Origin of the sequence: Actinoplanes sp. TFC3, assembly GCF_001553785.1 — a bacterium.
GTDB lineage: Bacteria > Actinomycetota > Actinomycetes > Mycobacteriales > Micromonosporaceae > Actinoplanes.
In genome coordinates this window covers 3,664,358-3,690,117 of sequence record NZ_LOJP01000001.1, presented here as the reverse complement: position 1 = coordinate 3,690,117, position 25,760 = coordinate 3,664,358, and the positions used below count along the sequence as shown (strand labels likewise).

Sequence of the window (25,760 nt, the reverse complement as noted above, 5' to 3'; positions counted from 1 at the left end):
ACTCTTCGTTGAGGACCGAAGCCTGATCTGCCTACGGTGACGGTATGGCCGATTTTTTTGCCTTGCACCGCGCCGGCGACCCGCTCGTGCTGCCCAACGCCTGGGACGTCGCCTCCGCGGCAATTCTGGTCTCGGCCGGCTTCGCGGCGGTCGGCACCACCAGCCTGGGTGTGGCCGCCGCGCACGGGCTGCCCGACGCTCAGGGCCTCGGGCGGGCCGAGACGATCGCGCTGGTCCGCCGGCTCGCGCCGCTGCCCGTGCTGCTCACCGTGGACATCGAGGGCGGCTTCGGTGGCGACCCGGACGACGTGGCGGATCTGTGCGCCGAACTCGCCGAGGCGGGCGCGGCCGGGGTCAACATCGAGGACGGGCGCGCCGACGGCTCGATGGTCCCGGTGGCTGCGCACGCCGAGCTGATCAGCGCGGTGAAAGCGCAGGTGCCGGGGCTGTTCGTGAACGCGCGCACGGACACCCACTGGCTCGCCGACGGGGAACCGCCGCCGCTGCACGTGACCCTGTCACGGCTGGAGACCTATGTGGCGGCGGGCGCGGACGGGGTGTTCGTCCCGGGGCTCAACGGCGCCGACCGGATCCGCACGGTGGCCCGCGAGATCGAGGCGCCGCTCAACGTCCTGCTGCTGCCGGGGATGACCGTGCCGCGGCTGGCCGATCTGGGGGTGGCCCGGGTGAGCACCGGCTCGCTACTGTTCCGGGCGGCGCTGGACGCGGCGGTCACCCTCGCCCGAGCGGTGGTGCGCGGCGAGCCGGCGCCCGGTGGGCTGCCCGGTTACCACCAGATCAACGGGCTGGCGCCCGATGGAGACTGAGTCATGGCGTACTGGTACGAATCGCACATCGACCGCAAGATCCGGGAGGCCCAGGAGCAGGGGCAGTTCGACGATCTGCCCGGCACCGGCAAGCCGCTGAGCGACCACGGCCAGGAGTACACCGAGGACTGGTGGGTTCAGGACTGGCTGCGCCGTGAGGGGGCGAGCGCCGGGGCGCTGCCACCCACCCTGGCCGTGCGCCGCGAGGCCGAGGACCTGCAGGAAACCATCGACAAACGGCACACCGAGCAAGAGGTACGCTCCTACGTCGCAGCCTTGAACGAGCAACTGCGCAAGGCTCGCGCCGGGCTGCTCGACGGCCCGCCGGTGCTCCTGCCCCCGCTCGACGCCGACAAGGTGGTACGCGGCTGGCGGGAACGCCGCCGGCGCTCCTAAGCGACGGCTGCTGCAGCGGCCCCGGCCGGCGGCGGGGAGTCCGGTGCGGCCGGCTCCTGCTCGGGTTCCGGGTCGGACTCGACCGGCGCGGGTCCGACGGCCGAACCCATGAGCACCGAGTTGGGGATGTTGAGCGGGCCGTCCTCGGTGTCCAGCACGGTGTAGAGCAGCCCGGCGGAGACGATCACCCCGGTCAGCAGGCCGTTGATCGCCCCCGACATGACCCGGATCTGCTGACCCGGCACGTACGGGCGGGCGAACATCAGCACCAGGCCTGCGAACAGGTTGCCCAGCACCGGCTGCGCGGCCAGGCCCAGGATGACGCCGGTGACCGCGCCGCCGACCAGGAAACGTTCGAGCCCGACGCCCACCATGTCCAGCACGGTGAACAGGGTGAGCAGGTAACCGCCGAGCAGCGTCATCAGCCGCAGCGGGCTGGCCGCCGAGGTGCCCGCGCGGGCCAGCGAGACCCGGTGCACCTCGCGGGCGGCGGTGCGGCTGGCGATGAACCCGGCGACGGCGATGACCAGCGCGCAGCCGTAGGCGATCAGCCGTGAGCGCAGTGACGGGGAGGTGACCCCACCGACCTGAGTGCCGGTGATCAACGCGGCGAGGGCGAGCAGGCCGAAGGCCACGGCCTTGCGGAAGTCCGGTCGTACGTGCTGCTCCAGCAACCGCAGTGAGTTCACGCCCGCACTGTAGTGCCCACCCGGGTCATGCCTTTTCGGAGAGGTCCAGCGGGTCCGCGTTCAGCGCGTCGCAGCGGATGAATGCCAGGTCGATGCGCACATCGGTGAACCACAGCACCGGCAAGGTCAGCGGCGGCGGCTGCTGCGGGGTGAACGTCACCGGGATCACGCCGAACAACTTGCCCTGCATCTTCGGGGTGTAGAAGCGCACGGTGCCGTCGGTGACCAGCTTCTTGCTGGTGATCAGCGTGGTGTGCGCCCCGGCCTCGGCAACGCTGAGCTTGAACGGCTCGTTCACCGCCTTGTTCATGCTGAACTTCAACGCCGCCATGGTGCCGGTTGCCGTCCGCAGGTCGACCACCCCGTCGTAGGTGGAGTCGTACAGGGTGAGCTTGTCGGTTTCGAGGACTGCGGGTTTGACCGCGACCATCGGTACGTCGTCGGCGCCGGCCTGCTTGAACACCCGCGGGCCGAGGCAGGGGATGCCATCGGTGCCGGCCGAGGGGGACGGCTGGGCGGACGGCGGTGACGACGGCGGCTGGACCGAGGACGACGGCTGCCCGGCGGACGGCGCGGTCGACGGCGCGGTCGACGGCGGTGCCGAAGGCTCGGACGGAACCGGCGCGGCGGAGACGGAGGGGGACGGGCCGGCGGAGGCCGGGGATGACGGGCCGGGGCCCTCGATGATGCCGGTGACGCCGTCAACGAGGTCGTGCAGGCCATCGGCCAGGGATCCTGCGGAGGTGCCGGGGCTTGCGTCGCCCTCCTCGGCGTCATCGGACGAGTCCGGCGGGGAAGGGGTGGGCGAGGTGGTGCGCGGCGCCGCGTTCGGGTTCTTGGCCGCCGGGGTCTTGTGGGTGACCTTGGGGGAGGCCAGTTTCCTGGCCCGGGGCGGCGCGGCGCCGGCCGAGCGCGACGGCAGCCCCTCCGGGCACTTCTCGTCGGCGCTGGCCGGAACCCGGGCGCCGGCCAGCAGCACCGCAGCGGTCACCGCGAGCGGCACGAACACCAGCACGAAGGCCTTACGGTGCACCGGTTTTGCGGTCTTGATCTCCTGCGTGTCGCCGACGCCCGGCTGCAGACCGGGAACGATCTCCGGGGACGACTGCTGGGGAGCGCCGTAGGGCAGGTGCGAGGCGACCGGCTTGTCGCTGTCGTGACTGGCGTCAGCGGCGGCGGCCGGGGCCGTGGGCGGGGGAGTGCGGCGTGGCGCCCAGGCCAGCACCAGCGCACCGCCGAGGATGCCGAGCAGCATGCCGAGCACGAAGCCGCCGAAGTTGAGCCCGATCAGCGAGTACACAGCGGTCAGCAGGCCGAGGATGCCGTAGAACAGCCGTTGCGCGGGCGTCACCCAGGTCAGCACCCCACTGAGCACCAGCAGCACCGGCAGCAGGTACGACAGGAAGCCCTCGGGCCCGAAGTGCACTTCGAGGTCGCCGATCGTCTGGTTGGCGCTGGCGAACAGCTCCAGACCCGCGAGCAGCAGCAGGAGCCCGCCCCAGAACGGCCGGGTGCGCCGCCACCGGCGGAAGCCCGCCCAGGTGATCTTCACGTACGTCCTTTCCGTGGACCGCACGCGCAGCGGCCCGCAACCTTGCCGGGCTGCGGGCCGCACGCGTGCATCAGAAGCACTCCGCGGGCTGGCCGTTCGAGCCCGGCAGGTTGATCTTGAGGTTGAGCCCGTTGAGGGTGAACGTGCCGGCGGTCGTGGACACCGCCGTCTGGCGCAGGCCGTCGATGACGACGTGGTCGGCTTCCTGACCGAACATGCCGGCCTCGCCGTGCGCCGCCTTGCCACCCTTGCCCAGCGTGGAGGCGTCCTGACCGATGTTGATGTTGGTGAACGTGGCATCACCGCTGAGCTCGCTGACGCCGATCAGCAGGTCGGTGGCGCTGGCGGGCTTGCCGGCCTCGCGCCCGGCCCGGATGGTCAGCGACACCGGGGCACCGGGTACGCGTACCGATTGGCACAGGTTGGTCAGGTCCCCGCTCTTGATGCCGGAGATGGCGACCGGGATCTGCTTGCCGTCGACGGTCTCCACGGTGCCGCCGTACTGCGAGAAGCCGGTGCCGTCGAGCTGGTCGGCGGAGATCTTGAACGACTTGCCGGACACCGCGAACGAGGCCGCGAACGCCCCGTTGGCCATCCCGATGACCAGGCCGGCGATCACCGCCCCGGGTACCGCCGTGGCTACCGCGAAGCGGCGCCAGTTCGTGCGACCGTACGCCGGATCGCCTTGCTCTTGCTCCACCGATTTTCCTCCCGGCTCTGCGCCGGCGCGCGACAGCGGCGGCGATGTGCGGGAAATGTTGCTCCTACCCGCCAGTAGGAACAAGGGCCTGCGCTACCGGCCGGTAACGTTCCCGAAACAAGATCGAACTACCCAGCGTTACATCGGCGCTTGGCAATTCTGGCATAGTGCGGATTTCGCCTGGCAAGCCACCGTGTGACGATCACCACAAGTGGTCGTCGGTCGAAGGTAACGAATGGATAACGACCTTCAGGGAGCTCACAGGTTCAGATTGGGGCGCACCGTGCCGAAATAGGTCATGTGGATGAGCGGGAGGCAGAGCGACTCGCGGCGCTGCATGAGTACCACCTGCTCGACGCGCCTGCCGACGACGAACTCGCGGCCGTGGTGCGGGTCGCCGCGATGGTGGCCGGGGTGCCCACCGCGACGCTGAACCTGATCGACGAGAAGCGCCAGTGCCAGTTGACGACCACCGGGTTCGACGGCGGCATCTCGGCGCGCTCGGATTCCATGTGCGCGATCCGGTTCGAGAGCGGCAAGGTGGCCTACACCCGCGATGCGAGCCAGGACCCCACGTACCAGGCCAACCCGTGGGTGACCGGGCTGCTCGCCGACGTGCGCTTCTACGCCTCCGCGCCGCTGATCACACCCAAGGGCCACGCGCTGGGCACGCTGTGCGTGTTCGACTCGCAGCCGCGTGAGCTCAGCGACGGGCAGATCGAGCGGCTCAAAGATCTGGCGCAGGTGATCCTCGCGTTGTTCGAGCGCCGCCGGCAGTCGCGGATCAACGCCCGGCTCTTCCTCGAGGCCGACGCGCGCCAGCAGTTCACCGACGCGGTGCTGGAGACCATCGACGTGGCTGTGGCCGCCGCCGACCCCTCCGGGCACCTCACCCTGTTCAACCGGGCCAGCCGCGACTGGCACGGCCTCGACGCCGACCCCTCGATCGATCCGGGCGACTTCTCCAGCCGCTACCGGCTGTTTCGCACCGACGGGACCACGCCGCTGCCGGAGGACGAGATTCCGCTGCTGCGCGCGCTGCGGGGCGGCACCGTACGCAACGCCGAGATGATCATTCAGCCGCAGGGGCGCCGCCCGGTGCACGTGGTGGCCGACGGGCGCGCGCTGACCGGGGCGGACGGGCAGGCGCTGGGCGCGGTGGTCGCGATGACCGACGTGAGTGCGGACCGCCAGCGCCGCGAGGCCCTGGAGCGGGCCCTGATCGAGCTGCGCCGCTCGAACCAGGAACTCGAGCAGTTCGCCGGCGTGGTCAGCCACGACCTCGCCGCCCCGCTGGCCGTGATCAGCGGATACCTGGAGCTGCTTGCCGACAACTACCGCGACGACCTGGACGATCAGGCGCTCAAGTGGATCTCCTCGGCCGGGCGTGCGGTGGGCCGGGTGCAGGGCCTGATCGAGGCGCTGCTGGACTACGCGCGGGCCGGTTCCACGCCGTGCCGCCGGGCCAAGGCCGACCTCGGTGAGGTGGCCGACCAGGCGCTGATGGACCTGCGGGACACCGTGCGCGACGCCGGGGCCGAGGTCAGCGTCGCGTCCGGGCTGCCGGTTCTCGCGGTGGACCCGACGCTGATCCGCCAGCTACTGCAGAACCTCATCGGCAACGCGGTCAAGTACCGCCATCCCGGCCGCCCGTGCCGCATCAGCGTGGCGGCCGAGGCGACCACCGGCGGCTGGCTGGTCACGGTCACCGACAACGGCATCGGCATCCCCAAGCCGGAGCGTCAGCGGGTGTTCGACATGTTCACCCAGATCGACGGCGACCAGCCCGGCTACGGCGTCGGACTGTCGACCTGCCAGCGCATCGTGGAACGCCACGGCGGCCGGATCTGGGCCACCGAGGCGCCCGGCGGCGGTACCACCGTCGCCTTCACCGTCCCCGACGCCCCGGTGTCGGAGGCATGAGGTGGGCTCGGTTGGGCGCCGGCTGCACGCCGGTTTCGTCGTCCTGATCCTGCTGTTCCTCGGCTACGTCGTCACCCAGGTGGTGGCCGGCGACCGCATGCAGGAACGCCGGACCGCGCGGGCGCAGCGCCTGGAGGAAGCGCACGACGCCAACGTCGCGGCGCTGCAGCACATGACCGACGCAGAGACCGGGGTGCGGGGGTTCCAGCTGACCGGGCACAAGGACTTCCTGGAGCCGTACGACAAAGGCCGCGTCGGCGCGTTCACCGCCTTCGACCGGGTGGCCACCCAGAGCTCCGATCCCGAGGTGCTGCGGCTGCTCAAGCAGGAACGCACGGCGGCGTCGCAATGGCTGTACTCCTACGCCACCCCGATCGTCAACGCCGGGGTGGCCGACCCGGAGTACCCGCTGACCCGCCGCGGCAAGGACCTGTTCGACCGCATCCGCGCCGACAACGCCGCCGTCGACAACGCCATCCAGGCCCTGCAGACGCGCACCGCCGCCGCCGGCCGCCGCGAGCAGCGCCTGTCCGAGGTGATGTTCGAATCACTGGGCGTCCTCCTGCTCGTCGCGACCATGCTGCTGGCCCTGTGGAGCCGCCGGATGCTGCTGGCGCCGCTGGACCACATCCGGCGCACCCTGCAGCGCCTCGCCGCGGGCGAGTTGTCGGCGCGCGCGGTGCCCGCCGGGCCAGCCGAACTTCGCTCGGTGATCGGCACCCTCAACCACCTGGCCGCCGAGACCGAGCGCCTGCACACCGCCGACCGGGCCCGGCTGCTGCGCACCGACCTGCGCCAGGCCGTGGCCGTCGCGCTGCGCGACGCGGGTGACCCGGGTGCGACGGGGCGGCGGGTGGCGGCCATGATCGGTGAGGCGCTCGGGGCCGGCGCGGTGCACGGGCGGGTCAGCCTGGACGCCACGCGCAGCCTGAGTGCGCGCTGGCCACAGACGGTGCCGTCGCTGTCCGAGCGTACCGTCCACGATGTTCTTGCCGGCGAACCCGGCACCTTCCAGATCGTGCCGCACGTGCAGGGCGCGGTCGCAGTGCCCCTGCCCGGTGATAGCGAATGCCCGCCGGGGCTGCTGTACGTGGCCCGCCACGACGACCGGCCGTGGAGCGACGACGACCGCCGCCTGCTGGTCACGCTGGCCCGCGAGATCGACCACGCCGTGCGCCAGCGCCGCCTGCACGACCGCCAGACCCGGCTGATCGGCGAGCTGCGTGCCCTCGACGAGCGCAAGGACGTGTTCGTGTCGACCGTGACGCACGAGCTGCGCACCCCGCTGACCAGCATCCTGGGCTACACCGAGATGCTCAGCGACGGCGACGGCGGCGAACTGAGCGCGATGCAGCAGCGCGGCGTATCGGCGATCCTGCGCAACGCCCACCGCCTGCAAGCCACGGTTGCCGACCTGCTGCTGCTGGACAAGGCCAGCGGCACCATCGGCCGGAGCCCGCTGGCCGAGCCGGTGCCGGTGGACCTGGCCGCCGTGGTGACCGCCCTGCACACCGAGTTCGTGCCGGTGGCCGAGGGCCGCGACATAACCCTGACCGGCAGCACCGCACCGGCCTGGGTGCTCGGCGACCCCCGCCGCCTGGAACGAGCCCTGCGCAACCTGTTCGACAACGCGATGAAGTTCACCGGCGCGGGCGGGCACGCCACCTACCGCGTGGCCGTGGACGCCGGCAAGGCGGTGCTCACGGTCACCGACACCGGCATCGGCATCCCGCCCGGCGATCTGTCCGGGCTGTTCACCCCGTTCCACCGGGCCGGCAACGCGATGGACCAGGCGGTGCAGGGCCCCGGGCTGGGCCTGGCGATCGTGCGCACCATCATGACGGAGCACGGCGGCACGGTCACCGCGCAATCCCAGCTCGACCAGGGCAGCACGTTCACGGTGATGCTGCCGCTCATCGCCGTCCCGGTAACCGCCTGAGCCAGCTTCCCCCGCAACCGTCGTGCACCCGGGATCGCACCCGTCTTGCACTCAGCGGGGCGCAGCGTAGGCACTCCCCGAACCGAGGAGTTACGCCCATGCGCCGGACCGTTGTCGCCGCGCTCACCGCGGCTGCGATCGCCGTGCCCGCCCTGACCACCGCCGCGTTCGCCTCGGCTCCCCCGGCCGCCGTCGCGTCGCAGCACAGCTCGCACGGCACCAAGAACAAGGCGGCGAAGTTCACGGCTTCCGGGCAGGTCACGGCGGTGGATGCCACGAGCGTCACCCTGTACGTCCGCAGCGGCACCAAGAACGTGCGCAAGCAGACCATCACCGTGTCGGTTGCGGATGACGCGTCCGTGCGGGTCAACGGGCGCCGGGGCACCGTGGCCGACATCGCTGCCGGGTACAAGATCGACTTGACCGGCCGCAGCACCGCCGATGGCTGGATCGCCTCGCGGGTTGCCGCCTCCGGCAAGGTGAAGGTCAAGCCCACCCCGAGCGTCAAGCCGACCCCATCGGTCAAGCCGTCGCCGTCCGTCGAGCCGTCGCCGTCCGTCGAGCCCGAGCACTCAGACGAGCCGGAGACCGAGCACAGCTCCGAGCCCAGCGACGACTGAAACGATGCGTTCATCGGGAAGGATCCCGCGCGTTGCGGACTTCGGGTGTTTACTGGCGGCGTGACGGACACGGCTGAGCGGTTCGAACGGGACCTGCTGCGCAACCTCGCCCATCAGCGGGGCACCACCCGCGAGTCGGCCAGTGCGCAGGACATCTACCAGGCCCTCGCGTTCACCGTGCGGGACCGGCTGGTGGACCGGTTCATGAGCACGGCTGCCCGGCACTACGAGGCCAACCCGCGGTTCGTCTACTACCTGTCGGCCGAGTACATGCTGGGCCGCCAGCTCCCGCAGAACCTGGTGTACGCGGGGCTGCTCGACGACGCCCGGGCGGCGCTGGAGAAGCTCGGAGCCGACGCGGAAACGCTGGAGAACCTGGACGTGGAGCCGGGGCTGGGCAACGGCGGGCTGGGCCGGCTGGCGGCCTGCCTGCTCGACGCCATGGCCGCCGCCGACGTGCCCGCGGTCGGCTACGGCATCCGCTACGACTTCGGCATCTTCAAGCAGACCTTCGCGGACGGTGCACAGGTCGAGGGGCCGGACGACTGGGCGTTCTACGGCAACCCGTGGGAGTTCCCGAACCCGGACGACCAGGTGCCGGTCGGCTTTTACGGCCACGTGGAGGACGGCCTGTGGGCGCCGGGGGAGCTGGTGCTCGGCGAGCCCAGCCACATGCTCGTGCCCGGCTACGGCACCGGCACCGTCAACCTGATCCGGCTCTGGCGCGCCCGGTCCAGCCGCGCCTCGTTCGACCTGTCCCGCTTCGGCGCCGGCCAGTACGCCGAGGCGGTGGCGGGCATTGTCGAGTCGGAGAACATCAGCAAGGTGCTGTACCCCGACGACAGCACCGAGCGGGGCCGCGAGCTGCGCCTCAAACAGCAGTATTTCCTGGTGGCCTGCTCGCTGCGCGACATCGTGCGCCGCTATCGGCTGCGCAACACCGGCTGGGACGCCTTCGCCGACAAGGTGACCATCCAGCTCAACGACACCCACCCGGTGCTGGCGATCGCCGAGCTGATGCGCATGCTGGTGGACGAGGAACAACTCGGCTGGGAGCGTGCGTGGGAGACCGTGCGCGCCACCTTCGCGTACACGTGTCACACGCTTCTGCCCGAAGCCCTGGAGACGTGGCCCGTCACGCTGTTCGAACGGCTGCTGCCCCGGCACCTTGAGATCATCTACCTGATCAACCACCATTTTCTGCAGGAGGTGGCCGAGCGTTACCCCGGTGACGCCGGCAAGCTGCGCGAGCTCTCGATCATCCAGGAGGAACCCGAACGCCGGGTCCGGATGGCGCACCTCGCGGTCGTGGGCAGCCGCGCGGTGAACGGGGTCGCCGAGCTGCACTCGAAGCTGCTCGCCGGGACAACCCTGCGACCGCTGGCCGAGCTGTGGCCCGACCGCTTCCACAACGTCACCAACGGGGTGTCGCCGCGCCGCTTCCTGCTGCTCGCCAACCCGAGGCTCGGCGCTCTGATCACCAGACGGGTCAGGAGCGATTCCTGGCTGACCCGCCTCGACCAGCTCAGCGAGCTGGAACCGGCCGCCGACGACGCAAGCTTCTGCGAGAGCTGGCGCGAGGCCAAGCGGGCCAACAAGAAAGACCTCGCCCGGTACGCCCGCGCGTGCACCGGCGTGCTGCTGGACCCCGACGCCATGGCCGACGTGATGATCAAACGGTTCCACGAGTACAAGCGCCAGCTCCTGCGCGTGCTGCACGTCATCACGATCGCCAACCGGGTCCGGCGCGGCGACACGGGCGCGCTGGTGCCACGCTCGGTTGTCTTCGGCGGCAAGGCAGCCCCGGCCTACCACGCGGCCAAGCGCATCATGCACCTGGCCAACACGGTCGCCGACCTGGTCAACCGGGACGCCGCGATCAGTTCGTACGTCAAAGTGGTGTTCCTGCCCAACTACAACGTCAGCAACGCCGAGCTGATCATCCCGGCGGCCGACCTGTCCGAGCAGATCTCGCTGGCCGGCAAGGAAGCCTCGGGCACCAGCAACATGAAGCTCGCGCTCAACGGCGCGGTGACCATCGGCACCCTGGACGGTGCGAACGTGGAGATCCGCGAGCGTGTCGGCGCTGACAACTTCTTCCTGTTCGGCCTGGACGTCGACCAGGTCGCCGTGGTGCGCGCGGCGGGCTACCGGCCCCGCGACTACTACGAACGCGACGACGAACTGCGCGAGGCCGTCGACTTCGTGGCCGCCGGCGAGCTGTCCGAGATCGCCGACGACCTGCTCAACCGCGACGAATACCTGACACTGGCCGACTACCGCGCCTACGTGGACTGCCAGGACGAGGTGGCGCGGGCCTGGCAGGACCGCGACCGGTGGACCCGCAGGTCGATCCTCAACACCGCCCGCAGCGGTTTCTTCTCCGCCGACCGCACCATCGCCGACTACCGCCGCGAGATCTGGAAGGTCTGACGCGCCGAACGGGCCCACAGCGCGGGCCATCCATCGGTGGTGGGCAGCCATGACGACGGCAGGATCAGCCCGTGCGCGGCGATCCGGTCCCAGAAGCCATCGGGTACTCCGCCCAGCTCAATCGCGTCCGGCCACGCCCCCTGCCACATCTCGTCCCGCAGCGACGAGACGGGATAACCGGGCAGCCGGACCCGGCGGCGGGCCGCGATGGCGGTGACGGGTGCGCCGCCGGGCAGCCCGCCCCACGAGGTCACGGCCAGGGCGGCGGCGCGCAGCAACGGGCCGTGCGGGTGGGCGGCGGCCAGGGCGGGGTCGTCGGCTCGCAGCAGGGTGCCGAGGGCCGCGCGGACCCGGAGAGCCACCAGGTGGGCGGTGCGGGCCGCGCCCACCTCGGGCAGGCGGGCGAGTTTGCGCAGGGCGGCGGGCAGGGGTTCGTCGTGCAGCAGCGGGGCGAGCTTGGGACGTACCGGATCAGGCTTGTCCGCAATCGCGGCCGCAAGGGGCCGATGCGCCGTCGCCACCCACAACCGCTGGGCCGTCCGCGGATCGCGCAAAGCCGCCCGCACGCCGCGCTCGATCGTGGCGGGAGCCGCCCGGCGCAACGCCACCAGAGCCGCAGCGGTCGCCGGCGCCTCGATCAGGGCGCTCAACGCCGGATCCACCCGCACGTCGATCTCACCCCACTCGACCGCAAGCTGAGGTTTGCGCCGGCGCGACTGCGGCGGTTGCGGCGTGCTGTCCTCGTCCAGCTCCTTTTCCGGTACGTCCAAAGCTCGCACCCAGTCCCGGACCGCCTGCGCCAGCGCCGGGTCGGCATCGGCGTTGAACCGCGCCTTCAGCTCCTCCAGCCGCCAGCCCTTCCCGGTAGCCCGCAGACAAGCGTTCGCCAGGATCGCGTCGTCGGCACCGCGCAACGCGAGCAGACCGATGTCCCCGCGCATGGCCCGCTTGACGTAGTACTCACCGCTGATGCAGTTGCCCATGTATCCGGCCCACGCCGCCAGATCGGTCGCCTTCCGGGCCACCTCGATGCGCGCGTCCGAGCCCGGCAGCACCGTCTCGTCCGCGCGCTGCAGCACCTCGGCCACCGTGAACGCCTCGATCTGCGCCTCGGCCGCGGCGGCACCGGCCTGCAGCCCGCCGACCAGGCCGGCCCAGGTCCGCGGCTTACCCGGCACCGTGCCGCCGATCTCCGCCAGCTGGGCGGCCCGCGCGGCCAGCAGCGCCACCGATTCCGGCACTCTCGCTTGCAGCTCGGTCTGCCCGGCGATCGTGTCCGGGTGGTGCTCGATGTCCGCCTGGTCGCGCCCCCGCAGCTGCGCGGTGGCGTCGGCCAGTTCGGCCAGCCACAGCAGATCGCCCATTCTCTCGACGTCCGCCGGTTCGTGTCCCTCAACGCGCCGGGCAAGGTCCTCGCGCGGCCAGGTCAGTGCCCGCTGCGGCTCGAAGTAGCCGACCTTCTCGCGCCACTGCTTGAGATTCTGCGCGCGCATCGCCTGCAGCACCTCGACGGCGTCGACGAAGCCGCGGTACTGCCAGCCGTCCAGCACGTTGGCGGCATGGTCGAACGCGACGACCGCATAGATCAGGGCCGCACGCAGGCGATTGCCGATGAACAGCTCTTTGCGCGGCTTCTCCACGAGTTCGCGCACATAGTTGCCGGGCCGGGCCGGATGAAGACCCTCGGTCAGCCGGGCCGAGTCGCCGTACTCCCGCTTGCTCATCAACGCGGCGGCCGCCTCCAGCTCGTGCCGGTGCTTCTCCACCGCCGCCACGGCCCCCAGATCGATCGCGCTGACTGCCACACGGGCGAGCACGGTTGCGGCCTGCGCGTCGTACAGCGCGCGCAGGACCCGGCCCTCCCAGAACAGCCGCGGGGGAGCCCAGAGCGCTGCCTGCCCGACCGTCGCGTCCTTGCCGAGCGCGCGTTGGGCCAGCAGATCCTCGTACCGCTCGCGGCGATCCTGTAGCTGCTCCGCGAACTCCTCCGGGCCCTGCGACCGGTGCAGCCGCTTGACCCGCTGCCGTCGCTGCAACGCCTCGCACACGTCCTGCCACAGATCTTTCAGCAGGCTCAACCGCCGCCGCGGGGGCAACGGCCGCAGCACCCGCGCGAGATGGTCACCCACGATCGAGGCGAAGCCCTCCGGAAAAGGATCAACGCCTGCGGGGGTACGAACACGAAGCAGTTCCACCAGTTGCTCGGGTCCCAGCAGATCACTGGCCGCCACCGCAAACCGCAGCTCCGGCCACCGGCCAGCCTCGATCGCGTCCAGCGTGGCAGCCCCGAGCGGCTTGGTCGCATCAGGACCGAACAACGCCACCAGCAACGCCGCGGGCGGCCCCAGCTTTCCCGCGAACTCGGGCACCGCCAGCGCAGCGAGCACCGCGTCGCGGCGGTCGCCCGTACCTCCGTCGATGCGCCCCGACTGGAACCCACCACCCAGGTCCGCCCCCGCGCCCGCGGCAACCACCCCACCGCCGGCGACCAGACGAGCGAGCGCGGCCAGCGCGGCTACCTGTTCCCGCTCGGCGGCGCCGGCCGGTCCGACAGCCACCGGGGCGCCCGCCACTCGCGGCCCGGAGGCGAAAACCCACTCCGATGCCCGCGGCGCGACCCTGACTCTCACCCGTCAAGGATCACCACCGTGTCCAACGGTTTTCGCGCGGGCCGGCCACCACTGGACCTCCCCGGGCCGCGAACCGCTCCAGCTCGACGAACCCCACCGTGATGGCCGGGCGCATCGAGCGACGGTGGACGTGCGAGGGAAAGGGGATGGTCGGCACCTGGAGGCATACCTGTCAGCTTGTTGAGGTTGCCGCTGCGGCTGGCGGTCCGACAGGGGCCTTCTTGTCGACTTCAAGGGCCGTGACCGACCGGTCCTCGCCTCCGAGCCGACAACTTCCAGATACGTCCCCGAGGCCAACCCATGCCATGGGAACCGTGCGAGGACTGGCAGACAAACGACCCGCCGTCCCGAGGGACAGCGGGTCGCCTTGGTAGCTCCGGCCGGTCAGCCCTTGACGCCACCCGCGAGCAGGCCGCGGACGAAGTAGCGCTGCAGCAGCAGGAAGATGGTCACCGGGACCAGGATGGACACGAACGCCCCCGCCGACAGCAGGTGCCAGGCCGTGCCGCGGGTGCCGCTCAGGTTGGCCAGGGCCACCGTGATCGGCGCTACCTTGTCCCCGCCGCCGGCGAAGGTCAGCGCCACCAGCAGGTCGTTCCACACCCAGAGGAACTGGAAGATGCCGAACGCGGCCAGGGCCGGGCGCAGCAGCGGCAGCAGCACGCGGAAGAAGATCGCCACGTGCCCGGCGCCGTCGACCCGGGCCGCTTCCAGCAGTGACGACGGGATTTCGCGCATGAAGTTGTGCAGCAGGTAGATGGCCAGCGGCAGACCGAAGATGGAGTGCGACAGCCAGATGGTCCAGAACGTGTTGGCCAGGCCCGCGTCCACGTACAGGGTGAGCAGCGGGATCAGGGTCACCTGCAACGGGACGATCTGAAGGGCGAAGATCACCAGGAACAGGATGTTGCGGCCCGGGAACTTGATCCAGGCGAACGCGTACGCCGCGATGGTGGCCAGCGTGAGCGGGATCAGCACCGACGGGATCGTGATGACCAGGGAGTTGACGAAATACGCCCCCAGCCCGGCGCCCTCGTCGGCGTCGAGCACCGCCTTGTAGTTGTCCATCGTCAGCGTCGGGTTGCTGAAGAACGTCCACCAGCCCGTCGTCTTGATCGCGCGCTCCGGGCGGAACGACGAGACGAGCAGGCCGAACGTCGGCAGCGTCCACAGGATGGCGATGACGACCGCCGCGAGCGAGGCCCACGGCGAGGTGAGCTTGCGCTTGGCGAACGACGCCGTGGATTCGCCGACGGGTACCGGCAGCGGGGTGGCCGGCGGAGCTGAGGTGGTCATAGCGCCTCCGAGTTGCGGAGCTGCCGGATGTTGTAGACGACGATCGGGATGACCAGGATGAACAGCAGGGTGGCCAGGGCCGCGCCGAGGCCCTGGTTGTCGCTGCGGAAGCTCTGGCTGTAGAACTCGTTGGCGATGACGCTGGTGTTGAACTGCCCGCCGGTGGCCGTACGAACAATGTCGAAGACCTTGAGCGTGCCGATTGCGATGGTCGTCAGCACGACCACCACGGCCGGGCGGATCGCCGGCAGCGTGACGAAGCGGAACATGCCCCACGGGGTCACGCCGTCGAGGCGGGCGGCCTCGACGATGTCGTCCGGGATCGCCTTGATGGCCGCCGAGAGCACCGTCATCGCGAAGCCGGCCTGGATCCAGATCATGATGACGATCAGCAGGAACGTGTTCAGCGGCGAGGTGACCAGCCACTGCTGGGGGCTGCCGCCGAGCCAGACCAGCACCTGGTTGAGCAGGCCGATCTGTTTCACGTTGCCCTGGTCGGGGCGGTACTCGTAGACGAACTTCCAGATGATCGACGCGCCCACGAACGAGATGGCCATGGGCAGGAAGATCAGCGCCTTGGCGGCCGATTCGAAGCGCGACTTGTCGACCAGGATGGCGTAGAGCAGGCCCACGCCGGTGGCCACGAACGGGGTGACGAGCACCCAGAACACCGTGTTGCGCAGCACCGTCAGCTGGTCGCCGTCGGTGAAGATGGTCTTGTAGTTGTCGAGCCCGATGAACGCGTCGCCGGCGGCGTTGAAGAACGACTCCCAGATCGTGCGCAGCCCGGGGTAGACCAGCCCGACCGCGAGCAGCAGCAGCGTCGGGAGCAGATAGATGTAGGCCGTCCAGCGGTCGGTCCGGCGCCCCCGGACCAGCGTGGCGATGAACAGCATCAGCCCCACGACCGCGGCGAAGAGCAGGATCGCGGCGATCATCAGCCCGATCTTGCCGGCGTTGCTTTCTGCGGTTAACACGCGACCCGTACCTCCTTGGGGGAGAAAGGGGGCCGGCCACCTGCGGCGGCCGGCCCCGGGATGGTCCTAGCTCACTTGGGCCACGCGTTCTCGACGTTGTCGACAGTGGTCTTGGTGTCCTGGCCGGTCACCCAGCTGGTCAGCTGCTTGAAGATCACGTTCGAGCCGATCGCGGCCGGCATCTGGTCCGAGCCGTCGAAGCGGAACACCGTGCTCGGGTTCTGCAGCAGCTCGGCCGACAGCTTGTCGATCGGGTTGCTCACCTTGTTGATGTCCAGGCCCTTGTTGGCCGAGATCCAGCCCTGCGAGGCCCCGGCCTTGATGTTCGCCCAGGTGTCGGTGGACAGGTAGGTCTGGAACGCCTTGACCTCGGGACGGTCGGCGAACGCCAGGTTGAACTCGCCGCCACCGAGCACCGGCTTGGTGGTGGCGTCCTGACCGGGCAGGTAGAACGCGAAGACGTCGCCGTCCTCGGCCACCTTGGTGTCCTTCGGGAAGTTCGCCGCGTAGAAGCTCGCCATGCGGTGCAGCGAGCAGGTGCCGTCGAGGATCGGCAGGCCGGCGTCCTGGAACGTGGTGGTGGCGATGCTCTTGACGTCACCGAGACCGCCGTTGACGTACGCCGGGTTCTTCACGTACCCGCCGACCGCGTCGAGCGCGGCGGTGGACTCGGGGCCGTTGAAGGGGATCTCGTGCTTGACCCACTTGTCGTAGGTCTCCGGACCGGACATCCGGAGCATGAAGTCCTCCATCCAGTCGGTGAGCGGCCAGCCGGTCGCCTCACCGCTGCTGATGCCCACGCACCACGGCTTCTTCTTGTCCGCGACCATCTTGTCGGTCAGCGTCTTGAGGTCGGCCAGCGTGGTCGGCACCTGGTAGCCGGCGTCCTTGAACTCGCTCGGCGAGTACCAGACCAGCGACTTCACGCTCGCACCCGACGGCGCGGCGTAGAACTTGCCGTCGACCGTGCCGTACGCCTTCCAGTCCTTGCTCCAGAACTTGTCCACGTTCGCGGACACCTCGGCCGGGGCCTCGACCGCCTTGCCCGTGGCGACCAGCTGCTTGAGCAGGCCGGGCTGCGGGACGATGGCGAGGTCCGGCGGGTTGCCGGCCTTCGCGCGCACCAGGATCTGCGTCTCGAAGGACTTGTCGCCCTCGTAACTGATCTTGACGCCGGTGCAGTCCTCGAAGGGCTTGTACGAATCCTTGTAGGCCTTGTCCTCAGGCGTCACGATGCCGGTGTAGACCGATACCGTCTTGCCCTTGAGGTCGCCGTACGAGCTGAATTGCGAGCAGTCGATGGACTGCGTCGCGGTGTCCGAGTCGTCATCCGAGTCGCTGCTGCCGCCGCAGGCCGCCACGCTCAGCACGAGCCCGACTCCCACGGTGCCCGCGAGCGCGCCGCGCAGGCGACGGCTCTTCGCAAGACCGAACATGCCTCTCCCTATGTCACATCACGCCGGGGCGTGACTACGCCGTCACTGTCTCCGGTTTCCCCGGGAGTCAGTCAAGAGTGAGGCGACGTGTTTCGCAATGTTTCCGAATGATCAACCAAGTAACGATTCGGCACCGGAAGCCCGCTTCACCTGCGCCAGCGACCCCGTTCTGCGGGGTAAGTCCTGGTCGGACCACACTTCTCAACGGTTGTGATCGATGCGGTGACGTTGCTGACGCCGCAAGATCTTTCATAACGGACCGTGTGGGAGCGCTTCCGCAGCGCCCTCAACGGCAAGACTTGTGCGCAACGGGAAGCGTGGTTGCTCGACAAAATTCTGCCGGTCCTGTCGGATCGGAGGGGCGGCGTTCGTTGCCAGGGTGAGCGGCGCCAAGGGGGCGCCGGCGAAACCGCGGGAGATGTCCGAGATGCAATATCTGGTCACCGTCATCGCAGAAGAGGCCAACCACGCCGGCAGCGCCGAGGAGATGGCCGCCATCGACGTGTTCAACGACCGGCTGCAGGCCGAGGGTCACTGGGTCTTCGCCGGGGGTCTCGCGGGCCCCAGCAACGCCACCGTGATCGACAACCGCGACGGTGCCGCGCTGGTCACCGACGGGCCCTTCGTGGAGTCGAAGGAGTTCATGGCCGGCTTCTGGGTGCTGCAGGCGCCGGATCTCGACGTGGCGCTGCGGCTGGGCACCGAGGCCTCGCGGGCCTGCAACCGCAAGATCGAGGTGCGGCCGTTCCTGTGAGCGTGGACGTGCCCGGCGCGCTCACGCGTGCCCACCGCGACGAGTGGGCGCGCGTGGTCGCCGCCCTGGCCAAGCGCTTCGGCGATCTCGACGTGGCTGAGGAGGCGGCGGCCGAGGCGTTCGCCACCGCCGTCGAACGCTGGCCGGAGCAGGGGGTGCCGCCCAACCCCGGTGCCTGGCTGACCACCGCGGCCACCCGCAAGGCGATCGACCGGCTGCGCCGGGAGACCAAACGCGACGACAAGCACCGGGAGGCGCAGATGGTGCTCGGCGACGAGCCGCCCGGTGACCAGGGTGTCATCGACGACGACCGGCTGCGGCTGATCTTCACCTGCTGCCATCCGGCGCTGGCCCCCGAGAGCCGGGTAGCACTCACGTTGCGCCTGGTCGGCGGGTTGAGCATGCCGGAGATCGCGCGCGCCTTCCTGGTCCAGGAAAGCGCCATGGGCCAGCGCATCACCCGGGCCAAGGCCAAGATCAAGGCAGCGCGCATCCCGTACCGGGTGCCCCGGGCGCAGGACCTGCCGGCGCGGGTGTCCGGGGTGCTGGCCGTGCTGTTCCTGATCTTCAACGAGGGCTATCTGCCGACCGGCTCGCACAGCGGCCCGGATCGCCACGAGCTGACCGCCGAGGCGATCCGGCTCACCCGCCTGCTGCGGGCCCTGCTCCCGTACGACGGGGAGGTGGCCGGGTTGCTGGCGTTGATGCTGCTCACCGAGGCCCGCCACGCCGCCCGGATCTCCGCCGGCGGCGAGCTGATCACCCTCGACGAGCAGGACCGCGGCCGCTGGGACGCCACGCTGATCGCCGAGGGGCACGCTCTGATCCGCGAACGGCTGGCCACCGGCGAACCCCCGGGCCGCTATCAGGTGCTCGCCGCCATCAACGCCGTGCACACCAGCGCCCACCACATCGACGCCACCGACTGGTCGCAGATCGTCGCCCTCTACGACCGGCTGGTCCGCCTGGACGCCTCACCGGTGGTCGCGCTCAACCGGGCCATCGCAATCGCCGAGCTGGACGGCCCCGAGGTGGCCCTGGCCGCCGTCGAGCGGCTCGCGACCCCGCTGGCCGGCTACCACGCCTTCCACGCCACACGCGCCGACCTGCTGCGCCGGCTGGGTCGCACCGAGCAGTCCCGCGCGGCCTACGACCAGGCCATCGCGCTGACCGGCAACACCGCCCAGACCGCCGTCCTGACCCGCCGCCGTGACCGCCTGACCGGCGAGGCCCCAGCAGGATGAGCAGTTATCGGGTAAGAGGCCGGTGGGCAGAGCGCGCCACGGCCCGCGGCTCGGTGGCCGCTTGGTGCAGCATGCCGCCCAGCGTGACGTCATAGCCGAGGAGGAACAGACCGGGGCGGGCTCACCGCCGTGCACCAGCGGCACCGGCGCTGTGCGGGCCTTGCAGACCGGTTTCCTTCAAGGGGCCGGTGCCGGCTACCTCCGGCCCCGGCCCGCCGTGGGGGAGCTATTCGCGGCGGGTGGGTAGGTGCTGCAGCCAGGTGCGGGGGCCGCGGTGCTGGACGCGCACGGCTGCGACGCTCACGGCGTACCGTAAGGCTTCCTGCAGGGGTTTGCCTTGCGCGACCGCGACGACCAGCGCGCCATGGAACGCATCGCCGGCGCCTGCTGTGTCGGCGGCCGGCACCTCGGGCACGGGTATGGTTCCGGTCTCGGCCCCCGACCACCATCGCACCGGATCCGGTCCGTGCGTGACAGCTCCACGATGGACCCCCATGGCCCGCAGATCGCGGGGGGCCCGGAAGGCCGACGAACACGCCGCCACACTCGCCATCGTCAGCAACTGCTCGAAAACCGGCCGCCAGCTTCCCGCGTCCAGCACCAGAGGCTTCCCGCTGCGGGCCGCGGCCAAGGCCAGCGCGGGATGATGCCCGTCGGCCAGCACGGCGTCGACCTGCGAAAAATCCAGTCCATCCGGTACGTCCACAGCAGCCCCGGCAGCGTTACGGCTGACGATCGTGCGCTGGCCCGTGGACTCCAGCACGGTAACCGCCGAGACAGGTGGCGGCTCGATGCGCTGCGCCGCTGCGTCGATGATGTGAACGCCGTAGGCGCTCACGTCCGCGCGGATCAGGTCGCCGAGCGGGTGGGCGCCGATCGCGGTGAGCAGCGTGACCTCTGCTCCCAGCACCGCCGCGGTGATGGCGGCGTTGGTGGCCGGGCCGCCCGCCGCCACCTCGGTGGACAGCGCCTCGGCCTTCTCGTCGACGCCGGGTACCCGGTCCACCCGCTGGATCAGGTCCAGCGTGGCCAGCCCGGCGCAGACGAGGCGCACCTTGTCAGTCGGCCAGGTTGGAGAAGAACACGCCGATGTTGCGGAACACCTGCGCGATCCCGTCGCCGATGCCCTGCGCGGTGTCCGCCGCGGGGCCCGGGCTCGTGCCGATGTAGAAGATGACCAGGAACAGCGCGATCCAGCCCACAGCCTTCTTCATGATCCACCCCCCTCTCCCGCCTCCGGTCGTGCGTGGCCCTGTGATCGTGGCACACGCGAGCACGTCTCACCTGCTGACACGCGCTTTTGCGGGCCGACCGGACCGGGCCACGGCTGGAACCCGCGCTCTGCACGGCACGCACGAGATCGTCTTACCACCGGCCGCGAGAACCCGGCTGCGATGACCCGGCCGGGATTGAGGTTCCCCCGAACGGGGTACGGCCCGCCCATGACAGCGCTAGCCGCACCTGTTCTGGCCGCGGACGCGATCACCGACGCCGGAACCAGTCAGCTCGTTCTCGCCGCGGTGCTGGGCATCGCCATCGTTGTTCTGCTCATCGCCTGGGCCAAGTGGCATCCCTTCCTCGCTCTGATCATCGGCGCGGGGGCGCTCGGGATCATCGCCGGAGCCGCACCCGGCGACACCATCGACTCGTTCACCGCCGGCGTCGGCACCACCGTCGGCAACGTCGGCCTGCTCATCGCGCTCGGCTCGATGATCGGGGCGCTGCTCGCCGAGTCCGGCGGCGCCGACGGCATCGTGAACACCATCGTGCGCAAGTTCACCGGCAACGCCCTGCCGTGGGCGATGGCCGGGGTGGCCGCGCTGATCGGCCTGCCGCTGTTCTTCGAGGTGGGCGTCGTGCTGCTGGTGCCGATCGTGCTGCTGGTGGCCCAGCGCACCCGGGGCTCGCTGCTGAAGATCGGCATCCCGGCGCTGGCCGGGCTCTCGGTGCTGCACGGGCTGGTCCCGCCGCATCCCGGCCCGCTGGTGGCGGTCTCCAGCCTCAACGCCGACCTGGGGCTGACCCTGGCGTTCGGCCTCATCTGCGCGATCCCGACGGTGATCATCGCCGGGCCGGTGTTCGGCACGTTCATCGCCAAGCGGGTCGACGTTCCAGCGCCTGCACGCGTCGCGACGAGTGCCGCCGCCGAACCGGACAACCCGGATGCTGAGCGGGACGCCGGGGGACGGGATGCGCGGCGGATTCCGAGCTTCTGGGCGGCAGTTCTGACCGTACTGGTGCCTATTGTCCTGATGCTTCTGCGGGCGATCGCCGAACTCACCATGGATGAGGGCACCCGCGTGCGCACGGTGTTCGAGGTGCTCGGCGAGCCGGTCGTGGCGTTGCTGTTCGGGCTGCTGCTGGCGATGTGGACGCTGGGCAAGCGGGCCGGCTTCGACCGGGCGCAGACCTCCTCGGTGATCGGCGGGTCGCTGCCCCCGATCGCCGGCATTCTGCTCATCGTGGCCGCCGGCGGTGGCTTCAAGCAGGTGCTGGTCGACGCGGGGGTGGGCACGGTCGTCGCCGACGCGGCCAAGGACGCCAACATCTCGGCCCTGCTGCTCGGCTTCCTTGTGGCGGTCGGCATCCGGGTGGCCACCGGGTCGGCCACCGTCGCGACGATCACCGCGGCCGGCATCGTGGCCCCGCTCGCCGGCACCCTGGAAAAGCCTGAGGTGGCGCTGCTCGCGCTGGCCATCGGCTGTGGCTCGCTGTTCTTCTCGCACGTCAACGACGCCGGTTTCTGGCTGGTCAAGGAGTACTTCGGGATGACGGTGGGCCAGACCATCAAGACCTGGTCGGTCATGGAGACCATCATCAGCGTGGTCGGTTTCGCCTGTGTGATGCTGCTTGACGTGTTTGTCTAGCCCGCGCTTGTCCCGATGTGACGTTGCTGACCTGCGGATTCTCAAGATCGTCACAGGTTCGTGGCAAACACTGGGAACATGCGCAGACGGACTCTGGTGCTCGCGATCGCGAGCTTGGCGGGCGGCGGGACCCTGGCCGCCTGCACGGCGGAGACCGACATCGGGATGACCGGCGGCAGCACCGCCTCGGCGTCGGCCACCCCGATCCTCGCCTCGACGAGTTCTTCGTCGCTGGCGCCACAAACGATCACGGCCGCGTACACGCCGCCGCCGGGAACCGCCCCGGCCCAGACGTACGCGGTGGACAAGAAGGTGTTCTCGTTCAGCCGCGGCGACCGGACGCTGCCCACCACAGTCTGGTACCCGGCCGCGGCGGGCCGTTTTCCTCTGGTGCTGTTCAGCCACGGCTTGACGTCGCAGCCCGGCGATTACGAGGCGATGCTGACCCGGTGGGCCCAGGCCGGGTTCGTCGTGGCCGGGCCGACCTATCCCAACACCTGGTACGGCGCCGAGAACTTCGACGCCAACGACATCGTCAACCAGCCCCAGGATGGCTCGCGCGTGATCGACCTGCTGCTCAGCTCGGCGGGCACGGTGACCACGGCCATCGACCCCAACCGGATCGCTGCCGCCGGGCACTCGGCGGGCGGCATCACCACCACCGGGCTGTTCAGCGCCCACCGCGACGAGCGGCTCAAGGCCGGCCTGGTGTTCGCCGGCACCGACTTCCAAGGCGTACCGTTCACCGGCCCCGCCGCCGCGATGCTGTTCGTGCACGGGCGCAAGGACACCACTGTCACCTACCGGGCCGGGCATGCGGTCTACGCAGCGGTGCCCTGGTCGCGGGCCATGCTGTCGATCACCGACGGCGGGCACGTCACCGAAAGCACGGACTTCGAGGCCACCACCCGAACCACCACGGAGTTCCTGCGGTACGTCCTCTACGGCGACTCTGACGCGAAGGCGCGCATGGCCGCGGCGGCTGCTGTGGGTGACGTAGCTACTCTGGAGAGTCAACTGTGAGGGCGTACCGGTGTGAGATGTGCCGCACGCCCGCCCCGGCCGGTGCCGCCCCCCGAGGCGGAGGGACAGGAGTAGGAACGCGCCGCCCGGGGCATAAGCGACCCGGCCCGGATCTTCTGCGTGCCTGCTCACCCTGCGTGCGGGAGGTTGGCTGAGAAATCGCTGTAATCCCGCCCGACATGTAGGCAAATGGGGTGACCCTCGAAAGGTGGTGCTGGATCTCCGTGGCTAACGTTGACCGGGTGACTTTCTGGACCCGAAAACGCGACCGCTCCCTGTTTGCCAACTCCGGATCCCTGGTGATCTGCGGGTTGCTCGCCGGTGTGGTGGTGGCGGCCGCGTCGTTCCCGGCGGTTGCGATGTCGGGGCTGGCGGCCAAGGCCGGCTCGGAGAGTTTCGCGGAGCTGCCCAGCGAGCTGGAGCAGCAGTCGGCGCCGCAGGTGTCACGGATCTTCGCCTCGGACGGCAAGACCCAGATCGCGGTCATGTACGACGAGTTCCGCAGCGATGTGCCGCTGACCGAGATCTCCAAGAACATGCAGGACGCGATCGTGGCGGCCGAGGACCACCAGTTCTACGAGCACAACGGCGTCGACCTCAAAGGCGTCGCGCGGGCGTTCGTGAACAACAAGCAGGGCGGGGCGCAGCAGGGTGCCTCCACGCTGACCATGCAGTACGTCCGCATGACGCTGGCCTACACCGCCAAGACGCCCAGCGAGGCGATCGCGGCGACCAAGGACACCCCGGAACGCAAGCTCACCGAGATGAAGTACGCCATGCAGGTGGAGAAGGAGCTGAGCAAGCAGCAGATCCTGGAGCGCTACCTGAACATGGCCCCGTTCGGCAACAGCGCCTACGGCGTGTACGCCGGTGCCCAGGTCTACTTCAAGAAGAAGCCCAAGGACCTGACCGTCGCCGAGGCGGCGCTGCTGGCCGGCATGGTCAAGGCGCCCACCGCGTTCGACCCGACCACCGCCAGCGGCTACCCGCAGGCCCTGGACCGGCGCAACTACATCATCGACAACATGCTCAGCCTCGGCAAGATCACCGCCGAGCAGGCCGCGACCGCCAAGAAGGTCAAGCTGGGCCGCACCGCCAACCACCCCGGCAACGGCTGCACCCAGGTGGCCAAGAACAACTGGGGCTTCTTCTGCGACTACGTCTACCGGTGGTGGCTCAGCCAGGACACCTTCGGCGCCAACTCCTACGAACGGGAGCGCCAGCTCAAGTCCGGCGGCTACCGCATCGTGACGTCGCTGGACATCAAGGCCCAGGCCTCGGCTCGCAAGGAGATCACCGACGCCACCAGTGACAACAGCCGCAACGCGTTGCTGCTGGCCGCGGTGCAGCCCGGCACCGGCCGGGTGCAGGCGCTGGCCGCCAACCGCAAGTACAGCCTGGACCTGACCAAGAACAAGCCCAACTCCAACCCCGACCTCGCCGAGAACGGCGTCAAGGGCACCTACCCGAACACCACGAACCCGCTGATGACCGGCGGCGGCGACATCACCGGCTACCAGGCCGGCTCGGTGTTCAAGATGTTCACCATGGTCGCCGCGCTGGAGAACGGCTTCGGCCTCGACCACTCGATCAACTCCCCGGCGACCTACAAGTCGCAGTACGTGATCGACCCCAGCTCACCCTCGGCCTGCGCCGGCACCCACTTCTGGTGCCCCAAGAACGCCTCGGCCAGCGAGCAGGGCACCTTCAACATGTGGACCGGGTTCGGCAAGTCCGTGAACACCTACTTCGTACCCCTGGAAGAGCAGGTCGGCGCGGACAAGGTCGTCGACGTGGCCAAGCGCTTCGGGATCCAGTTTCGCGCTGCCTCCGACGCCAGGCTGGTAGCCGACGACGCCACCGCCAGCACCTTCGGCGCCTTCACCCTCGGCGTCACCTCCTCGACGCCGCTGGACATCGCCAACGCCTACGCCACCCTGGCCGGCGACGGCATGTACTGCACCCCCACCCCGATCCAGCGCATCACCGCGGCCGACGGCAGCAAGATCGACGCTGGTCAGCCCTCCTGCAAGCGCGTGACCACCAAGGACGTCGCCCGCCAGGCCCTCGACGCGGCCCGGTGCCCGGTCGGTGACCAAGCCCAGCTCGGTAGCTGCAACGGTTCCACGGCGCCGCAGGTCCACAACGCTGTCGGGCACCCGGTGTTCGGCAAGACCGGCACCACCGACGCCGACAAGACCGCAGCGCTCGTGGTCGGCACCCGCGACACCGTTGTGGCCGGGTATCTCGTGAACCCCGACTGGTCCAACCACTACGACAAGATGGATCACGGGATCGTGAACCCGGTTGTGTGGAAGACCGTGGCTGACTACATGGAAGGCCGGGCGGTCGAGGAGTTCAAGAAACCCGGCGAGTAGGTCGTTGATCTGCTGGCTGCGCGCTGTGCCGTCCAGCGGGCGGTTGTCGGCGAGGTGCTCGTCAACGGAGAACATT

At 69.9% G+C, this 25,760-nt stretch carries 20 protein-coding genes; 11 read left to right on the top strand and 9 right to left on the bottom strand.

The window, feature by feature from the left end:
- The first annotated feature begins 44 nt into the window (after positions 1 to 44).
- A complete protein-coding gene (locus TFC3_RS16585) occupies positions 45 to 827 on the top strand; it encodes an isocitrate lyase/phosphoenolpyruvate mutase family protein (protein ID WP_067500664.1) in 783 nt (260 codons plus the stop codon).
- Between the two features lie 3 nt (positions 828 to 830).
- Positions 831 to 1,223: a DUF1992 domain-containing protein gene (locus tag TFC3_RS16580; RefSeq protein ID WP_067500663.1), complete on the top strand. Its 393-nt coding sequence runs from the start codon at positions 831 to 833 to the stop codon at positions 1,221 to 1,223.
- Here the strand turns inward: TFC3_RS16580 and TFC3_RS16575 are convergent.
- The 3 genes from TFC3_RS16575 to TFC3_RS16565 all read right to left on the bottom strand — a co-directional run bounded on the left by TFC3_RS16575 (position 1,220) and on the right by TFC3_RS16565 (position 4,164).
- A complete protein-coding gene (locus tag TFC3_RS16575) occupies positions 1,220 to 1,912 on the bottom strand; it encodes a mechanosensitive ion channel family protein (protein ID WP_236718157.1) in 693 nt (230 codons plus the stop codon). The genes TFC3_RS16580 and TFC3_RS16575 overlap by 4 nt on opposite strands.
- A 25-nt stretch (positions 1,913 to 1,937) precedes the next feature.
- Positions 1,938 to 3,464 carry a DUF6114 domain-containing protein gene (locus tag TFC3_RS16570; protein WP_067500661.1) on the bottom strand — a complete coding sequence of 509 codons (1,527 nt, stop codon included), beginning with the start codon at positions 3,462 to 3,464 and terminating at the stop codon, positions 1,938 to 1,940.
- A gap of 70 nt (positions 3,465 to 3,534) precedes the next feature.
- On the bottom strand, positions 3,535 to 4,164 hold the full coding sequence (locus tag TFC3_RS16565; RefSeq protein WP_067500659.1) for a DUF6230 family protein: 630 nt from the start codon (positions 4,162 to 4,164) through the stop codon (positions 3,535 to 3,537).
- Positions 4,165 to 4,464: 300 nt separating this feature from the next.
- Here TFC3_RS16565 and TFC3_RS16560 point away from each other — a divergent pair, with 300 nt between their 5' ends.
- The 4 genes from TFC3_RS16560 (at position 4,465) to TFC3_RS16545 (ending at position 11,079) form a co-directional block, all read left to right on the top strand.
- Positions 4,465 to 6,087, top strand: a complete 1,623-nt coding sequence (locus tag TFC3_RS16560) for an ATP-binding protein (RefSeq protein ID WP_067500657.1) — start codon at positions 4,465 to 4,467, stop codon at positions 6,085 to 6,087.
- Between the two features lies 1 nt (position 6,088).
- Complete coding sequence (locus TFC3_RS16555; RefSeq protein WP_067500655.1) at positions 6,089 to 8,026, top strand: ATP-binding protein; 1,938 nt, start codon at positions 6,089 to 6,091, stop codon at positions 8,024 to 8,026.
- Positions 8,027 to 8,124: 98 nt separating this feature from the next.
- Positions 8,125 to 8,646 carry a hypothetical protein gene (locus TFC3_RS16550; RefSeq protein WP_067500653.1) on the top strand — a complete coding sequence of 174 codons (522 nt, stop codon included), beginning with the start codon at positions 8,125 to 8,127 and terminating at the stop codon, positions 8,644 to 8,646.
- A 60-nt stretch (positions 8,647 to 8,706) separates the two neighbouring features.
- Positions 8,707 to 11,079: a glycogen/starch/alpha-glucan phosphorylase gene (locus TFC3_RS16545; protein ID WP_236718156.1), complete on the top strand. Its 2,373-nt coding sequence runs from the start codon at positions 8,707 to 8,709 to the stop codon at positions 11,077 to 11,079.
- Here TFC3_RS16545 and TFC3_RS16540 read toward each other — a convergent pair.
- The 4 genes from TFC3_RS16540 to TFC3_RS16525 form a co-directional block, all read right to left on the bottom strand.
- Complete coding sequence (locus tag TFC3_RS16540; RefSeq protein ID WP_153040258.1) at positions 11,052 to 13,709, bottom strand: hypothetical protein; 2,658 nt, start codon at positions 13,707 to 13,709, stop codon at positions 11,052 to 11,054. The genes TFC3_RS16545 and TFC3_RS16540 overlap by 28 nt on opposite strands.
- Before the next feature lie 384 nt (positions 13,710 to 14,093).
- Entirely contained in the window at positions 14,094 to 15,005 is a 912-nt protein-coding gene (locus tag TFC3_RS16535) for a carbohydrate ABC transporter permease (protein ID WP_067500648.1), read from the bottom strand.
- Complete coding sequence (locus tag TFC3_RS16530) at positions 15,002 to 15,943, bottom strand: carbohydrate ABC transporter permease (protein WP_067506871.1); 942 nt, start codon at positions 15,941 to 15,943, stop codon at positions 15,002 to 15,004. The genes TFC3_RS16535 and TFC3_RS16530 overlap by 4 nt, the downstream gene beginning before the upstream one ends.
- A 110-nt stretch (positions 15,944 to 16,053) precedes the next feature.
- Complete coding sequence (locus TFC3_RS16525; RefSeq protein WP_067500646.1) at positions 16,054 to 17,418, bottom strand: ABC transporter substrate-binding protein; 1,365 nt, start codon at positions 17,416 to 17,418, stop codon at positions 16,054 to 16,056.
- Between the two features lie 427 nt (positions 17,419 to 17,845).
- On the opposite strand from TFC3_RS16525, the gene TFC3_RS16520 reads away from it, so the two are divergent.
- The gene (locus TFC3_RS16520) at positions 17,846 to 18,172 is read left to right on the top strand and encodes a YciI family protein (RefSeq protein WP_067506867.1); all 327 of its coding nucleotides are present in this window, start codon (positions 17,846 to 17,848) and stop codon (positions 18,170 to 18,172) included.
- Positions 18,173 to 18,174: 2 nt separating this feature from the next.
- A complete protein-coding gene (locus TFC3_RS16515; RefSeq protein ID WP_201787254.1) occupies positions 18,175 to 19,416 on the top strand; it encodes an RNA polymerase sigma factor in 1,242 nt (413 codons plus the stop codon).
- A 226-nt stretch (positions 19,417 to 19,642) separates the two neighbouring features.
- Here the strand turns inward: TFC3_RS16515 and TFC3_RS16510 are convergent, their stop codons facing one another.
- Together TFC3_RS16510 and TFC3_RS38540 are read right to left on the bottom strand one after the other, a co-directional pair.
- Entirely contained in the window at positions 19,643 to 20,470 is an 828-nt protein-coding gene (locus tag TFC3_RS16510) for a PfkB family carbohydrate kinase (protein WP_067500642.1), read from the bottom strand.
- Positions 20,471 to 20,474: 4 nt separating this feature from the next.
- Positions 20,475 to 20,630: a hypothetical protein gene (locus tag TFC3_RS38540; protein WP_173745327.1), complete on the bottom strand. Its 156-nt coding sequence runs from the start codon at positions 20,628 to 20,630 to the stop codon at positions 20,475 to 20,477.
- Between the two features lie 228 nt (positions 20,631 to 20,858).
- On the opposite strand from TFC3_RS38540, the gene TFC3_RS16505 reads away from it, so the two are divergent.
- The 3 genes from TFC3_RS16505 to TFC3_RS16495 all read left to right on the top strand — a co-directional run bounded on the left by TFC3_RS16505 (position 20,859) and on the right by TFC3_RS16495 (position 25,684).
- Positions 20,859 to 22,283 carry a GntP family permease gene (locus TFC3_RS16505; protein WP_067500640.1) on the top strand — a complete coding sequence of 475 codons (1,425 nt, stop codon included), beginning with the start codon at positions 20,859 to 20,861 and terminating at the stop codon, positions 22,281 to 22,283.
- A 78-nt stretch (positions 22,284 to 22,361) separates the two neighbouring features.
- Positions 22,362 to 23,306, top strand: coding sequence for a hypothetical protein (locus tag TFC3_RS16500; RefSeq protein ID WP_082772102.1), 945 nt, complete (start codon positions 22,362 to 22,364; stop codon positions 23,304 to 23,306).
- Between the two features lie 242 nt (positions 23,307 to 23,548).
- The gene (locus TFC3_RS16495; RefSeq protein ID WP_067506865.1) at positions 23,549 to 25,684 is read left to right on the top strand and encodes a transglycosylase domain-containing protein; all 2,136 of its coding nucleotides are present in this window, start codon (positions 23,549 to 23,551) and stop codon (positions 25,682 to 25,684) included.
- The last annotated feature ends 76 nt before the right edge of the window (positions 25,685 to 25,760 follow it).